At 67.7% G+C, this 15341-nt stretch carries 15 protein-coding genes; 12 read left to right on the forward strand and 3 right to left on the reverse strand.

Features of this window, described 5'->3' with window-relative positions; all coding sequences use genetic code 11:
• The first annotated feature begins 170 nt into the window (after positions 1-170).
• The 4 genes from OSC27_RS10860 to OSC27_RS10875 are packed head-to-tail and all read left to right on the forward strand — an operon-like array spanning position 171 to position 4723.
• Positions 171-1601 (forward strand): CCA tRNA nucleotidyltransferase, encoded by a 1431-nt coding sequence (locus OSC27_RS10860; protein WP_267181471.1) that lies wholly within the window; start codon positions 171-173, stop codon positions 1599-1601.
• A gap of 40 nt (positions 1602-1641) precedes the next feature.
• A complete protein-coding gene (locus tag OSC27_RS10865) occupies positions 1642-2487 on the forward strand; it encodes a sugar ABC transporter permease (protein ID WP_323374057.1) in 846 nt (281 codons plus the stop codon).
• The gene (locus OSC27_RS10870) at positions 2474-3328 is read left to right on the forward strand and encodes a carbohydrate ABC transporter permease (protein ID WP_267181473.1); all 855 of its coding nucleotides are present in this window, start codon (positions 2474-2476) and stop codon (positions 3326-3328) included. Before OSC27_RS10865 ends, OSC27_RS10870 begins: the two co-directional genes overlap by 14 nt.
• A gap of 48 nt (positions 3329-3376) precedes the next feature.
• Positions 3377-4723, forward strand: coding sequence for an ABC transporter substrate-binding protein (locus OSC27_RS10875; RefSeq protein WP_267181474.1), 1347 nt, complete (start codon positions 3377-3379; stop codon positions 4721-4723).
• A gap of 778 nt (positions 4724-5501) precedes the next feature.
• Here the strand turns inward: OSC27_RS10875 and OSC27_RS10880 are convergent.
• Positions 5502-5651, reverse strand: a complete 150-nt coding sequence (locus OSC27_RS10880; RefSeq protein WP_267181475.1) for a hypothetical protein — start codon at positions 5649-5651, stop codon at positions 5502-5504.
• Between the two features lie 1019 nt (positions 5652-6670).
• On the opposite strand from OSC27_RS10880, the gene rpsF reads away from it, so the two are divergent.
• The 8 genes from rpsF to OSC27_RS10920 all read left to right on the forward strand — a co-directional run bounded on the left by rpsF (position 6671) and on the right by OSC27_RS10920 (position 12883).
• Entirely contained in the window at positions 6671-7048 is a 378-nt protein-coding gene (gene rpsF, locus OSC27_RS10885) for a 30S ribosomal protein S6 (protein WP_267181476.1), read from the forward strand.
• A 5-nt stretch (positions 7049-7053) separates the two neighbouring features.
• On the forward strand, positions 7054-7545 hold the full coding sequence (locus OSC27_RS10890) for a single-stranded DNA-binding protein (RefSeq protein ID WP_267181477.1): 492 nt from the start codon (positions 7054-7056) through the stop codon (positions 7543-7545).
• A 77-nt stretch (positions 7546-7622) separates the two neighbouring features.
• Positions 7623-7886: a 30S ribosomal protein S18 gene (rpsR, locus tag OSC27_RS10895; RefSeq protein WP_055810442.1), complete on the forward strand. Its 264-nt coding sequence runs from the start codon at positions 7623-7625 to the stop codon at positions 7884-7886.
• Between the two features lie 12 nt (positions 7887-7898).
• Positions 7899-8351 (forward strand): 50S ribosomal protein L9, encoded by a 453-nt coding sequence (gene rplI / locus OSC27_RS10900; RefSeq protein ID WP_267181478.1) that lies wholly within the window; start codon positions 7899-7901, stop codon positions 8349-8351.
• Positions 8352-8817: 466 nt separating this feature from the next.
• Positions 8818-10191 carry a replicative DNA helicase gene (dnaB, locus tag OSC27_RS10905; protein ID WP_267181479.1) on the forward strand — a complete coding sequence of 458 codons (1374 nt, stop codon included), beginning with the start codon at positions 8818-8820 and terminating at the stop codon, positions 10189-10191.
• A gap of 99 nt (positions 10192-10290) precedes the next feature.
• Positions 10291-10983 carry a DedA family protein gene (locus OSC27_RS10910; protein WP_267181480.1) on the forward strand — a complete coding sequence of 231 codons (693 nt, stop codon included), beginning with the start codon at positions 10291-10293 and terminating at the stop codon, positions 10981-10983.
• Positions 10980-12215, forward strand: coding sequence for a sensor histidine kinase (locus OSC27_RS10915; RefSeq protein ID WP_267181481.1), 1236 nt, complete (start codon positions 10980-10982; stop codon positions 12213-12215). The genes OSC27_RS10910 and OSC27_RS10915 overlap by 4 nt, the downstream gene beginning before the upstream one ends.
• Complete coding sequence (locus OSC27_RS10920) at positions 12212-12883, forward strand: response regulator (RefSeq protein ID WP_267181482.1); 672 nt, start codon at positions 12212-12214, stop codon at positions 12881-12883. Before OSC27_RS10915 ends, OSC27_RS10920 begins: the two co-directional genes overlap by 4 nt.
• A 58-nt stretch (positions 12884-12941) precedes the next feature.
• On the opposite strand, the gene OSC27_RS10925 is transcribed toward OSC27_RS10920, so the two are convergent.
• Together OSC27_RS10925 and OSC27_RS10930 are read right to left on the reverse strand one after the other, a co-directional pair.
• Positions 12942-13412: a MarR family winged helix-turn-helix transcriptional regulator gene (locus OSC27_RS10925; protein WP_267181483.1), complete on the reverse strand. Its 471-nt coding sequence runs from the start codon at positions 13410-13412 to the stop codon at positions 12942-12944.
• On the reverse strand, positions 13409-15319 hold the full coding sequence (locus OSC27_RS10930) for an FAD-dependent monooxygenase (protein ID WP_267181484.1): 1911 nt from the start codon (positions 15317-15319) through the stop codon (positions 13409-13411). The genes OSC27_RS10925 and OSC27_RS10930 overlap by 4 nt, the downstream gene beginning before the upstream one ends.
• Between the last annotated feature and the right edge of the window lie 22 nt (positions 15320-15341).

Below are 15341 nucleotides of genomic sequence, written 5' to 3' on the forward strand. Positions count from 1 at the left end.
AGCGCGCGACTCCACCTCGGCCACCATGTGCGCAATTCTAGGGTGTCCGCGCTGTGAGGCATCGGCGAGTGTCGGCGCGAAATCGCGTGCCGCCCTCTGATGCCAGCCGCGCCGCCATGCGTGCCGCCCGACGATGCCTGCCTGATCAACACGGCTTAGGCTGGGGAACCATGCAGAACGTCGCCGCCTCCCTTGCGCGCGTCAGCGACTTGGCGGCATCCGAGCCGGTCTCCACGCTGGCCCGCGCGTTCGCGGATGCCGGTTTCGAGCTCTCGCTCGTCGGTGGCCCCGTACGTGACGCCCTGCTCGGGCGGCATGTGCATGACCTCGACTTCACGACCGACGCGCGGCCAGATGACATTCTGCGCGTGCTGAGGCCCCTTGCCGACGCGCATTGGGACATGGGGCGGGCCTTCGGCACGATCGGCGCGCGGATCGGCGCGGACACCGTCGAGATCACGACGTACCGGGCCGACAGCTACGACGGTGCGACGCGCAAGCCTGACGTGGTCTTCGGCGACAGCCTCGAGGCCGATCTGACGAGGCGCGACTTCACCGTGAACGCGCTGGCCCTGCGCGTGCCCGAGTGCCGACTGGTCGACCCATCCGGTGGCGTGGAGGACCTGATGGCGGGCCTGCTGCGCACGCCGGACACCCCCGAGATCTCGTTCGGCGACGACCCGTTGCGCATGCTGCGCGCCGCCCGGTTCTCGGCCCAGCTGGCCTTCCGCGTCGCCGACGACGCGCGCGAGGCCATGACGGGCATGGCTGAGCGCATCTCCATCGTCAGCGCCGAGCGTGTGCGCGACGAACTGGTCAAGCTGCTGTCGTGCGACGACCCGCGCGGCGGCCTGCAGTTGCTCGTCGACACGGGCCTCGCCGACCTGATCCTTCCAGAGCTGCCGGCGCTGCGTCTCGAGATCGACGAGCACCACCACCACAAGGACGTCTACCAGCACACCCTCACGGTCGTCGAGCAGGCCATCGGCTACGAGCACGAGCGGCACCCGGGCGAGAAGCCCGACATCGTGCTGCGCCTCGCCGCCCTGCTGCACGACATCGGCAAGCCGGCGACCCGTCGCTTCGAGGCGGGCGGGGCGGTGAGCTTCTACCACCACGACATGGTCGGGGCGAAGCTGGCACGCAAGCGCCTGCGTGCGCTGCGCTTCGACAACGACACCGTCGCCGCCGTCGGAGCGCTCATCGAGCTGCACTTGAGATTCTTCGGATACGCGGACGCCGCCTGGACCGACTCCGCGGTGCGCCGATACGTTCGCGACGCCGGCGATCAGCTCGAGCGGCTGCACATGCTGACGCGCGCCGACGTGACGACGCGCAACCGGCGCAAGGCCGACCGTCTCGGCTTCGCCTACGACGACCTCGAGCAGCGCATCGCCGAGCTCGCCGAGCAGGAGGACCTGGCCAGCAAACGCCCCGACCTCGACGGCGAGCAGATCATGGCAATCCTGGGAATCGGGCCGGGGCCCCAGGTGGGTCGCGCATACCGGTTCCTGCTCGAGTTGAGGCTCGACGAGGGTCCCCTCGGCGAGGAGGAGGCCACGCGCCGCCTGCTCGAGTGGCGCGACCGCGACGATGCCTAGCCGCGGGCGGCGCGCTCGGGGCATCCGTCGTCGAAATGCGGTGACCGGCTATGCACTGCTGACGCCGAGCCTCATCGGCATCGTTGTCTTCCTGCTCGTGCCCATCGTCGTCGTCATCTGGCTCAGCTTTCAGAAGTGGGATCTGCTGGCGCCGCTGACGGCCGTCGGCCTCGACAACTGGACAAATGTGCTGACGGATGCCGCGTTCGGCAACTCACTGCTCGTGACACTCGCGTTCGTGGTGCTCGTGATCCCGGTGCAGACGGCGCTCGGCCTGTTCGTGGCGGTGCTGCTGAACCGCCGGCTGCCGGGGTCTGGAGCGTTCCGTGTGATCTACGTGGTGCCGTGGGTGTGTGCGCCGCTCGCGCTCGGCGTGGTGTGGAACTGGATCTTCGCGCCGACGGGTGGGGCGCTGAACGCTCTGCTCGGCACGCACGTGCCGTGGCTGAGTGAGCCGGCGCTCGCTCTTCCCGCGGTCGCCGCGGTGACGATCTGGTCGCAGGTGGGTTACGTCACGCTGTTCTTCGTCGCCGGGCTCGCGGCGATCCCCGAGCAGATTCTCGAGGCGGCGCGGGTCGACGGTGCGGGGCCGACGCGCGTCTTCTGGAGCGTGACGGTGCCGCTGCTGCGACCCACGCTCTTCTTCGTGCTCGTCACCTCGGTCATCAGCTCGTTCCAGGTGTTCGACACGGTGTATGCGCTGACCAAGGGCGGCCCGCAGGCGCGCACGGATGTGATCGCCTACAGCATCTACCGCACCGCGTTCACCGACTTCAACCTGGGGCAGGCGTCGGTGATGGCGATCGTGCTGTTCGCGATCCTGGTCGTTGTGACGCTCGGGCAGCAGCTGTACTTCAGGCGGAGGATCACCTATGACCTCAGCTAAGCCGCGACCGCGAGCCGCACGGGTTGGCGGCACCCTCGCCGCCTACGCCGTTCTCGTCGTCGGCGCCGCCCTCACGCTCGGCCCGTTCGTGCTGAGCGTCATGACCTCACTGAAGACGCCGCAGCAGTTCGCGACCGAACCGGCGCTCGCCGCACCCAGCCCGGTGACGGGCGCCAACTATGCGGGCCTCTTCACCAACGGTCTCGTCGACTTCGGTCACTCGTTCGCCGTCACCGCGGCCGTTGTTCTCGTCGTGCTCGTGGGCCAGCTCGCGTTCTCCATCCTGGCCGCGTACGCCTTCGCGCGCGTCACATTCCCCGGGCGCGACGCCATCTTCTGGGTGTACCTCGCGACGCTCATGGTGCCGCCGGTGGTGACGATCATCCCTCTCTATCTCATGATGAGCGAGGGCGGACTGCGCAACACGTTCTGGGCTCTCGTGCTGCCGTACGTGTTCGGCTCGCCGTACGCGATCTTCCTGCTGCGCGAGTACTTCCGCGGAATTCCGCAGGACCTGATCGACGCCGCGAGGCTTGACGGCGCGGGCACCTGGCGCATCCTGACCTGGCTCGTGGTGCCGCTCTCGCGCCCCATCATCGCGACGCTCGCGATCATCACGGTGGTCACCCACTGGAACAACTTCCTGTGGCCGCTCATCATCACGAGCCGTAACACATGGCGGGTTATTACTGTGAGCACTGCTAGCCTGCAGTCGCAGTACAACGGCAACTGGACTCTGGTGATGGCGGCGACGACGCTGGCGATCGCACCGTTGCTGGTGCTCTTCTTGGTCTTTCAGAAGCAGATCGTGCGCTCCATCGCCATCACCGGTTTCAAGTAGCCCGTGAAGATCGAGCGTTCGCGCTCGCCGGCCGACCAGAGGTTCCACATGAAGCGCTCCCGTTTTCTTCTCGCCGTCTCCGTGCTCACCGTGGGTGTGCTGGCGCTGGCCGGGTGCTCAGCGGGAGGCGGTGATGACGACGACGGCGGCGGCGGCTCGACGACGGTGACGTTCCGCACGTGGGATGAGAACGCGGCGGAGGCGTACAAGCAGTCTTTCGCGGAGTTCCACGAGAAGAACCCGACGATCACGGTGAAGATCGACGTGGTGCCGTGGTCCGACTACTTCACGTCGCTGCGCACGGACGTGGCGGGCGGCAACGCCGACGACATCTTCTGGATCAACAACTCGTCGTACGGCTCATACGCGTCTGGCGGCAAACTCATCGACGTCGACAAGGCCCTGGGCGCGGGCGCGAAAAAAGCGTGGGCACCGAGCGTCGTTGCGCAGTTCACACAGGACGACGCCCTGTGGGGCGTGCCGCAGACCTCGGACGGCGGCATCGCGGTCTACTACAACAAGAAGCTGCTTGCCGACGCCGGCCTGAGCGAGAGTGACATCTCGCACCTGACCTGGAGCCCGAACGCCTCGGGTGACGACACGCTGCTGCCGGTTTCGGAGAAGTTGACGAAGGATGCCGCGGGCACGACCGCCGACGAGAGCGGCTTCGACCCGTCGAACATCACGCAGTGGGGTTACAGCGCGGCGGAGGACCTGCAGGCCATCTACCTGCCGTTCATCGGCTCGAACGGCGGAACGTTCCAGAAGGCCGACAACTCGTTCACGTTCACGAACCCGAAGACCGAGCAGGCCTTCTCGTACATCGTGGACCTGATCAACCGGTACCACGTCTCGCCCGGCGCCGCCGACACGAACGGCAACGGCGACTTCACCAAAGACCAGTTCCTGCAGGGCAAGATCGCGCTGTTCCAGTCCGGCCTGTACAACCTGGCGAACGTGGCGGGCAACGCGAAGTTCGAGTGGGGTGTCGTGCCGCTGCCGGCCGGGCCCGCCGGCGCCGTGAGCGTGACGAACGGCATCGTCGCCGCGGGCAACGCGCACAGTGCGCACCTCGACGCCACCAAGAAGGTGCTGAAATGGATCGGCTCGAAGGAGGGCAACCAGTTCATCGGCGCGACCGGCGCGAACCTGCCCGCCGTGACGGCCGCCCAGCAGACGTACTTCGACTATTGGAAGGGCCAGGGAGTCGACGTCTCGCCGTTCTTCGACGTAATCAAGGACAATCCGACGATCCCGGCGCCGACCGGGGCGAATTTCAACGCGGCGGGCTCGGCGTACAAGCCGATCCTCGACGAGGTGTTCCTGGGCCGGCTGCCGGTCGACAAGGGCCTCGCGCAGGCGCAGGCGGCCGCCAACAAGGCGATGGCCGGGTAGAGCCGGATGCGGGCGCCTGCGGCGCCCGTGCCATCCGCTCTTCGCCGTCTCCTGCGCGCGCGTTTCCCGTTCCGTCGGTCGGTTGCGCCCTCGTTCCGTAGGAGGTTCGCCGAGAGTGCGTGTTCGCGACGAGGGTGGCTCGTGGACCTGTATGGTTCGTCGCGAACACCCACTCTCGGCGGGTCACCGGGCGGGCGAAAGCTCATACGTTGATGCGCGCGCGTCGAAGCGTGCGGCGATGGCCCCCAGGCTCTCCATTCGGTCAGGCTAGATCTTTGCCTCCTCCACTCGAACGTGAATCGCTCGTTGTCCACTGAATCAAGGCGTGGGGGCCGTCAGCGAGGCACGCTGCGACAGACTCCCCCGTATGGCAGAGGGATCAACCGGCTCAGCGAACCGTGACGTTCGCGCATCACGTCGCTCCTCGTCTGGCGCGAGGTCGCTGTACCTGGAGCCAACACGACCCCTCCAATCGCCGCCACTGCTCACGGTGCGGGACGGAATCCACCAGTCAATAGATCCTCGACGGATTCAGCGGGCGGCGGCCGCGGGGCAGGTGCAACGCTTACGACGAGGGGTGTACGTGGATGGCACGGAATGGGATCGAGCGCGATCGGACGCCCGGTACCTGGCCCGATTGCGAGCAGTTGCCCAGACTCGACGGCTCGATGACCTGGTGTTCTCGCATGAGTCGGCGGCTCTGCTCTGGGGCATTCCCGCACTGGGTCCCTGGCCGAAGTTGGTCCACGTGCGCACGTTACGGCACTCCGGCGTCCGCTCAGAGAACGGGATCAGGTGGCACGGAGAGCCGATCGACGACGACGAGATTGATCAGGTCATGGGGATGCGCGCGACCGGTCTCGCGCGAACGCTCATCGATCTCGCCCGCAGCCGTGACCTCCTCGGCGGCGTCGTAGCTCTCGATCACGGGCTGAAGGAAGAGCTTGAGCTGGCCGACGGCGAGCGAGGCCCGGGTGCGAGCCGAGACGAATTGCGCGAGCGGCTCCTCAGCCTTGGTGCGGCACGAGGGGTACGTGTGGCGCGGTCCGCCCTCGGGTTCGCGGATCCGAAATCGGGTTCACCCGGTGAGTCGGCGAGCCGGGTACAAATGCACGTCTTGCGCTTCCCTCGCCCTCGCCTGCAGGTGCAGGTTCCGCGGAAAGACGGAATGGGTAACGACTACCCGGATTTCGAGTGGGAGAACCTGTACGGCGAATTCGACGGCCGCGGCAAGTATGTTCGCGATCAGTACACCGGGGGGCGATCGATACAGGATGTCGTCTGGGCCGAGAAGCTTCGGGAGGATCGGCTGCGAGAGAGGAAGCCCGTTGTGCGCTGGGAGTGGGATGCGGTGACAAACCCGCAGTCCCTCGCGTCGCCTCATGCGTGGCGGGCTGCGCCCGCTGGAGCCGAGAGCGTACCTTCGCCGCTACGGCGAACTCGAGACCTGGTTCGAACGCGAGCCGTGACGCCGACGGCTCGCACCCGTGCAGCGGCCGCTGCCGTGCAGTGCCGCCCTCGTGGTGGTGTCGCCCTCTGCGGGTCCGCGACTGAACGCTGCCATGTCGCGGGTTCAGGCGTGCGCAGTGCCGAGATCGGGCATTCGCGACGAACGTGGGTGCTCTACGCGCCTGGTTCGTCGCGAACACCCACGCTCGACGAGGCTCGGGGGCCGAGGCGGCGGCGCGAAGGCGGCGGCGCGGAGGCGGTGCGAAGGCGGCGGCGCGGAGGCGGTGCGGAGTGCGAGGTGCGGAGCGCGGAGTGCGAGGTGCGGAGTGGGGCGGTAGGTCGTGGCAGCCGAGGGCGGGCATCTCCCACCGGCATCCGCTATGCTGTGCAGGTTGCCCTGTGCCATCCGTCCATATGGATGCGACCGGGCAGCAGATGCCAATACCCTCCTGCTGCAGAAAGTCTGTAGCCGTTAAGTCCAGAGGAGGTGGGTTAGTCATGCATCAGTACGAGTTGATGGTCATTCTCGATCCGGAGATCGATGAGCGCACCGTTGCTCCCAGCCTTGACAAGTTCCTCAACGTCGTTCGCAACGACGGTGGAACGATCGACAAGGTCGACATCTGGGGCCGTCGCCGTCTCGCCTACGAGATCAACAAGAAGTCCGAGGGCATCTACGCCGTCGTCGACTTCACCGCGAACTCCGACGCCACCGTGGAGCTCGACCGTCAGTTGAAGCTCTCCGAGGCCGTCATGCGCACCAAGGTGCTGCGTGCCGAAGAAGCCATCGCGCAGGTCGCCACCGCGGCGAAGCGTGCCGAAGAGCGCGCCGCCCGCAAGGGCGCCGCATCCGCCAAGGCAGCGAAGGAAGCGTAGAGCTCATGGCCGGCGAAACCGTGATCACCGTGGTGGGCAACCTCACCGCCGACCCCGAGCTGCGCTACACGCAGAGCGGGCTGGCCGTGGCCAACTTCACCATCGCCTCCACGCCGCGCACGTTCGACCGTCAGGCGAACGAGTGGAAGGACGGCGAGGCGCTCTTCCTTCGGGCGAGCGTCTGGCGTGAGTTCGCCGAACATGTGGCGGGCTCGCTGACGAAGGGATCCCGCGTCATCGCGAGCGGGCGCCTGAAGCAGCGCAGCTACGAGACGAAGGAGGGCGAGAAGCGTACGACCATCGAGCTCGAGGTCGACGAGATCGGCCCTTCGCTCCGCTACGCAACCGCCTCTGTCACGAGGGCCCAGTCGTCGCGCGGTCCCGGCGGGTCCCCCGCCGTCGCCGACGAGCCGTGGGCTGCCAGCGCCCCCGCATCATCGGGTGGCGGCGACGTGTGGAACACGCCAGGCAGCTTCAACGACGAGACGCCCTTCTAAACACATTGTGTTCCGCGTGATCCCGGGCCGGTTCGGGCGCGATCACACGGAACGAGTACTCAAGTAAAGGAACAATCATGGCTGGAAAGTCGAGCGGCGACCGCCGCAAGCCGATCCGCAAGGGCAAGGACGGCAAGAACGCCGCCCCGGCGAAGTCGATCCGCGTCGGCGTGATCGACTACAAAGACGTCGCAACCCTGCGCAAGTTCGTCTCGGAGCGCGGCAAGATCCGTGCTCGTCGCATCACCGGTGTCTCCGTGCAGGAGCAGCGGCTCATCGCCCGCGCCGTCAAGAACGCGCGCGAGATGGCGCTGCTGCCTTACGCCGGCTCGGGCAGGTAAGGAGCATCTGACATGTCGAAACTGATTCTGACGCACGAGGTCACCGGCCTCGGCGAGCCCGGCGACGTCATCGACGTCAAGAACGGCTACGCACGCAACTACCTCATCCCCCAAGGCTTCGCGGTCTCGTGGACCCGCGGCGGTGAGAAGCAGATCGAGCAGATCAAGGCGGCCCGCACCGCCCGTGAGCACGCCACCATCGAGGAGGCGCTCGACCTCAAGGCCCGCCTCGAGGCAACCAAGGTGCGCCTCGAGGTCAAGGCCGGCCGCGAGGGTCGCCTGTTCGGCTCCGTCAAGGCAGCGGATGTTGCCGGCGCCGCAAGCGCCGCCGGCATCGGCGAGCTCGACAAGCGCAAGATCGAGATCCCGAACGCCATCAAGACGGTCGGCGACCACGAGGCGACTATTCGCCTGCGCGACGACATCACGGCCACGATCACCCTTCAGGTGGTCGCCGCGAAGTAGTCGCGAAACGCGTTCGGTGTAGCGGCGGGGTGACCCGCCGCTACACCTGTTTAAGCACGAAACGCAAGTACTTTCTGCACAGGTTGGTGGCGCATCCGCGAAGTCTCAACACAGGGTGGAGACGAGTTTTTCCCCACAGCATGTGGAAAGAGTAATGGCTGGTCAGAAGGCCTTAACCGTCGCGAGAAATCTTGTTATCCACAGGAGTTCGCACATCTTCTGCACACACCGCTCGGCGTTTCGCGCAGATTATCCCCAAAGTTATCCACAGGGCGAGTTGTGGGGGCGTGAGGGCGCTCCATAGTGTTGTCACGCATCGCTCGGCCAGCCGCGCCGGGACGCCCATCGCGATCGTGTCGGTGGCTTCTGACACGATGCGAAGACGGTGACGAGCTCGATCTCGAGCAGCCGCGAACGAGTGCGCCGCAACGTGCGCACGGGGATTGAAGATGCACGGGAGGCGTCAGTGTCGATAGCGCACCTTGGTCTGGCGGAACAGCGCTCTTCGGGCGAGATGCGCCAGACGGAGCGCACCCCGCCGCACGACCTGCTCGCCGAACAGAGTGCGCTCGGTGGAATGCTGCTGAGCAAGGATGCGGTCGCCGACGTCGTCGAGGTTGTGCGCGGTACCGACTTCTACGTGCCCAAGCACGAGATCATCTTCGACGCGATCCTTGCCCTCTACTCGCACGGTGAGCCGACCGACGTGATCACGGTCACCGACGAGCTGACGAAGACGGGCGACCTCTCGCGGGCCGGCGGAGCTGAGTACCTGCACACGCTCACCGGCATCGTGCCGACCGCCGCCAACGCCGGGTACTACGCAGCCATCGTGGCCGAGCGCGCGCTGCTGAGGCGGCTCGTCGAGGCCGGCACGCGCATCACGCAGATGGGCTACTCGGGAGAGGGCGAGGTTCTCGACCTCGTCAACAACGCGCAGGCCGAGATCTACGCGGTGACGGGCTCGACCGACAGTGAGGACTACGTGCCGCTGACGGAGGCGGTCACGGTCGCGATCGACGAGATCGAGGCGGCCAAGCACAAGGACGGCTCGATGACGGGCGTGCCGACGGGCTTCGCCGATCTCGACGAGCTGACGAACGGCCTGCATCCCGGGCAGATGGTCATCGTCGCGGCCCGACCCGCGCTCGGAAAGTCGACCCTGGCGCTCGACTTCGCCCGTGCCGCCGCGATCAAGCACGACCTGCCCACGATCTTCTTCTCCCTCGAGATGGGGCGAAGCGAGATCGCCATGCGCCTTCTTTCAGCCGAGGCGGCGGTTCCGCTGCAGAGCATGCGCAAGGGCACCGTCGACAGCCGCGACTGGACCACGATCGCGGCAACCCGCGGGCGCATCAACGACGCCCCCCTGTACATCGACGACAGCCCCAACATGACGCTCGTGGAGATCCGCGCGAAGTGCCGCAGGCTCAAGCAGCGCGTGGGGCTGAAGATGGTCGTCATCGACTACCTGCAGCTCATGACGAGCGGCAAGCGCGTCGAGAGCCGTCAGCAGGAGGTCAGCGAGTTCTCGCGTGCGCTCAAGCTGCTGGCCAAGGAGCTGCAGGTGCCGGTCGTCGCCCTCTCCCAGTTGAACCGTGGCCCCGAACAGCGGCAGGACAAGCTGCCGGCGCTGAGCGACCTGCGCGAGTCCGGATCGATCGAGCAGGATGCCGACATGGTGATCCTGCTGCACCGCGAGAGCGCCTACGAGAAGGAGAATCCGCGAGCGGGCGAGGCCGACCTGATCGTGGCCAAGCACCGCAATGGCCCGACGCGCACCATCACCGTGGCCTTCCAGGGCCACTTCTCGCGCTTCACCGATATGGCGCCGGTCTGACGCTGACAGGGCCGCTGCGCCAGAAGCCACTCTGAGGTATGCCCCGGTCGATACCTCAGAGTGATGTGCCGCCACCCGCGCTGTTCCTAGCGTCGAGATGTGGACGTAATCAACGACTTCATCCTTCAGGCCGCGGCTTCCCCGTGGCTGCTCCTCGTCATGTTCGCGACGGCCATCGTCGACGGCTTCTTCCCGCCGATCCCCAGCGAGACCGTGCTGGTCGCGGCCGCAGCGGTGGCGGCCGCCGCAGGTGCCTTCCCCACCGTGCTGCTGCTGTGCATGGTCGCGGCGACCGGCGCCACGATCGGCGACAACCTGGCTTTCGGGATCGGGCGGGTGGCTGGCTCAACGCGCTTTCGCTGGATGCGCCGCCCGCGGATCGCAGCGGCGTTCGGCCGGGCACAGCTCAGCCTTGAGCATCGGGCGGCCCCGCTCATCCTCGGCGCCCGGTTCATTCCGGTCGGGCGAGTGGCGGTCAACATCTCGGCCGGCGCGCTCGGATTCTCGTGGCGGCGCTTCCTGCCACTCAGCGCCATCGCGGGCGCGACCTGGGCAGCGTACAGCGCCACCATCGGCATCCTCGCCGGCAAGTGGCTGGGAGATCAGCCACTGCTCGGCGCGGTGATCGGAGTCGTCGTCGCCCTCGTGATCGGCCTGGTGCTGGACCGGGCCGCCGCTGCCCGGCGTCGACGCGCGGCGGCGGCCTCGAGCGCGGAGCCCTGCCCCATGAGGGCGGTCCCGCACGCGGGACGACAGCCGCGGGCGCGCGAATCGGCGAGACTGGCAGGATGACGCAGATCAAGGGGCTGAGGCGGTCGCCGAATCGCCGGACCCTGGTTCTGATTGCGCTGGCCATCGTGGCGGTGGCTCTCTACGCCGTGCTTGTGCCGATCCACGCGGCGAACTACGGCACGGTGCTTCCGGTCGCGATGCTCCTCGGAGCGGGACTGTGTGTCGCTCCGCTTCTGTCGATCTCTCACCCGCGCATTGCCATCCTCGTGGTGTTCGTCACGGCGTTCACCCTTCCTCTGGTGGTATCGCCGGAACGGTCCGCCTCCTGGCCGTGGCCGTGGTCGGTGCCCGCGCTCATTGCGTTCGCGATTTTCGTGATCGTGATCACGGTGCTTCACGGCTGGCGGATCGGGATCATCCCCCTGGTGCTGAGCGTGGCCGGTTCGCTCGTGGCGCCGCTGATCGTCACGCGTGCGGCCACCGGCGGCGCGGCGGGCGCGGATCTCATCGTGACGGCATCGATCGCGAGCGGCGCCTTCCTCGTCGCGGTGCTCGTGGCCGGGCGCATCCGTGTCGGCGAGCAGCTCAGCAAGGAACGCGAACTGACCGCGCTGGAGCAGTCTCGTCGGGAACTCGTCGAGGAACGCGCTCGGATCGCCCGCGAACTCCACGACGTCATCGCGCACAGCATGTCTCTCATCCAGGTGCAGGCGTCGACCGCCCGCTACCGCATCCCGGGGCTGCCGGAGCAGGTTGAAGCGGAGTTCGAGGACATTGCCGGTATCGCCCGGGGTTCGCTCACCGAGATGCGCCGTCTTCTCGGCGTGCTGCGTACCGAGGATCAGGCGCCGCAGCTCGCGCCGCAGCAGGGCATCGCCGACATCCCGGGGCTTGTCTCGAGCATCCGCCGTGCCGGCGCCGATGTGGTGCTCTCCCTCACCTCACCGCCGATCGGGCCGCCACCCAGCGTGCAGATCACCGCCTTCCGCATCGTGCAGGAGGCGCTCAGCAATGCCGTTCGACACGCGCCCGGGTCTGGGATCGCTATCGAATTGACGACGGATGGCGCGGCCGTGTCGATCCGAGTGCACAACGATGCCGCCACCGGTCAGGCGTCTGCATCGCCGGGCGCCGCGCCCTTCGCTCCCGTCGGTGCCGGACACGGTCTGCGCGGGATGCAGGAGCGGGTCGCGCTGCTGGACGGTAGTCTGACCACAGGCCCGGACCCGGCGGGCGGATGGACGGTCACCGCGGTGCTGCCGTGGAGCCGTACCGGCGAGGAGCGCGTGTGAGCATCACGGTGCTGATCGCCGACGACCAGGCGATGGTGCGCGCCGGTTTCGCGGCGCTACTGAACGCGCACGAGGGCATTCGCGTCGTCGGACAGTCCGCGACCGGAGTGGAGGCTGTGGCAGCATCCGCTCGTCTGGACCCCGACGTGATTCTCATGGACGTACGGATGCCGGAGCTGGACGGAATCGAGGCGGCCAGGCGCATTCTTGGCAACGATCGCACCGCAGCCCATACGCCGCGGATCCTCATGCTCACGACCTTCGACATCGACGACTACGTCTACGACGCTCTGCAGGCGGGGGCGAGCGGGTTCCTGCTCAAAGACGCACTGCCTGAGGAACTCGTGCACGCAGTGCGCGTTGTCGCGGCCGGTGACGCCCTGCTCTCCCCGAACATCACGCGGCGGATGATCGCGCAATTCGCCGCACAGAAGCCACGGGCGCCGCGGTCCGCAGCCGTGCTCTCCGACCTCACCGAGCGGGAACGTGAGGTGCTGGTGCTGCTCGGCAAAGGGCTCTCGAACAGCGAAATCGCGGAGGCTCTGTTCATCGTCGAACAGACCGTGAAGACCCACGTGGGCAAGGTTCTCGCCAAGATCGGAGCACGGGATCGCGTGCAGGCGGTGATCTTCGCCTACGACACTGGCCTCGCCGAGCCATCCGCCTGAGTGCGTGGTCTGGCTCAGCTGCAGACCTGAGCCAGGCGTGCCGCCGTGTCAGCGACGATCAGGGTCGGTCGCTGAGCAGCTGGCGCAGGGCGTCGCGCAGCGCGTGGAGGCTCTCGGCGCTGAGCGAGCCGGTCAGCTCGCGCTGCACCTGCTCGACCAGGGGCCACAGGCGGTGCCGCTCGGCGAGACCGTGCTCGGTGAGTGTGAGGGTGTTGCGCCGCCGGTCGGCGGGGTCGCGGCGCCGCTCGATCAGGCCACGGCGCTCCATGCGGGCCACGAGATCGGCGACGGTCGAACGGTCGAGGTCGACGTCGTCGCCCAGCTCGCGCTGGCTCGCGTCGTGCCGCCGCTCGAGCGCGACGAGGATCGAGTACTGCACGCTCGAGATCTCCGTCGACACGATGCGGGTCCACGCCGCGACGTGTCGCTGCTGCGCGCGCCGGATGAGGAAGCCGGTGTGGCGGTCGGGCTCGGGCTCGGGCTCGGGCTGCTGCCCCGGCGAGGGGACCTCGCCGGCATCCGCTGTCATTGCTCCACGCCAGCGCGCGTCTCGAGAAGGAAGCCCGCGAAGAAATCCGTGAGCTCGGCGCGTGCGGTGAGCGGCAGAACGTGGGCGACGTACTGGTCCGGCCGCACGACGACGATCGCGCCGTCGCGGCTGACGCCCCGCTCCGCGAAGATGTCCCGCTGTTCGTCGGCCGCCCACACCTTCTCCCAGTCCTGCAGAGCGAGGGTTCCCGAGTGCGGCAGCAGGATCTCCGGGACCGTGGTCAGGGGCACCTCGCGATGTGGGCTCTGGAACACGCCGCGCACGTCGATCACGCTGTCGATGTCGGCCCCCTCGCCCCGAAACCGCTGCACGGGCGACGCGGGAGAATCGCTCAGCCAGGCTGCGAGGTCGAGCAGTTGGCTGCCGTCGGGGTCGCCGAACGCATAGACGCGCCACCGGCCATCCGCTCGATGCGTGTGCCCGAGCTGCATGCGCCGGGCGTCCGCCACCCTCACAGCCGGCGCGGAGTGGAAGCGGGTTCCGATCTCGAAGCCCGCGGCCAAATCCTGGTACCCCGCGTGGCCCGTGAGCGCCGACTCGCTGTACGCGGTCGCGAGACCCGCCGTGTACCGGCCCTGGCGCGCGAATTCAGCCTGCATCGCCTGGGCGGTGACGCCGCCGAGTTCCGGATGCTCGGGGTCGAACGCCGGCTGCGCGATGAATGCCGACCAGAACCGGTCGAAATCGATCAGGTCCTGGGCGACCGCCTGACGCTCGGCCGAGTACGAGTGCAACAACGCGGCATCCGATCGCCCTTCCAGCACCGCCGCGAGCTTCCAGCCCAGATTGAAGGCGTCCTGCATCGAGACGTTCATGCCCTGGCCGGCCTTCGCCGAGTGCGTGTGGCACGCATCGCCGGCAATGAAGACGCGCGGCGACCGACCGCCGCCGTCGCGGCCGGCCACGTCGTCGAACCCGTCGGTGAGCCGCTGACCGACCTCGTACACCGACGACCAGGCGACCGATTTCACCGTGATCGAGTACGGGTGCAGGATGGCGTTGGCGACCGCGGTGAGCTCGTCGACGCCGGTGCTGCGGACCCGCGTGTCGCCCTCGGCCACCTCGCCAAGGTCGACGTAGCAGCGCACCAGGTTGCCGCCCTCACGCGGGATGGTGAGCAGACTGCCCTTGCCGGCGGACTGGATCACGTTCTTCGTGCGCCAATCGGGGAAGTCGGTGGTCGCGAGAATGTCCATCACCCCCCACGCATGGTTGGCGGCATCGCCGCTCAGGTCTCGGCCGATGGCGCGGCGCACATTGCTGCGCGCGCCATCGCATCCCACGACATATTTGGCTCGTACCGTGAACTCCTCGCCCGCCCGCTGCCCCGCGATGTGCCGCAGCGTGACCTCGACCGGGAAAGCGCCGGTACCGACCGTGAGGGTGACGAACTCGATGCCGTAGTCGGGCTCGAGCTTGCTCGACGAGGCGGCCATGTGGTTCAGCAGGTACTGCTGCATGCGCGCCTGGTTCACGATGACGTGCGGGAACTCGCTGAGACCATCCGGCGTGTCCTGCACCCAGCCAGTGCGTTCGATGGTGGAGCGATCGGCTGCCGCGGGCCCCCAGAAGCGCACCTCGTTCACCCAATACGCCTCGCGCAGCAGGGCGTCGGCGAGGCCGAAAGCCTGGAACATCTCGACGGTGCGGCAGGCGACGCCATCCGCGTGGCCGAGCTGAAGGGGGCCGGCACGGCGCTCGACGATGCGCGTGTTGATCGACGGGAAGGCGGCGAGCTGGGCGCCGAGAACGGTGCCCGCGGGCCCGGTGCCGACGATGAGTACGTCGACCTCGGCGGGGAGCTCGGTCGTGCGATGCAGGGCCTGGCCCGTCGGCGGCTGAATGTCGGGGTCGCCGGGGCGGTAGCCCTCTCGATAGAACTGCATGCCTGATCTCCCTCGATCGTCG

Source organism: Microbacterium sp. STN6, from assembly GCF_026410545.1.
In the GTDB taxonomy this organism is placed as follows: domain Bacteria; phylum Actinomycetota; class Actinomycetes; order Actinomycetales; family Microbacteriaceae; genus Root112D2.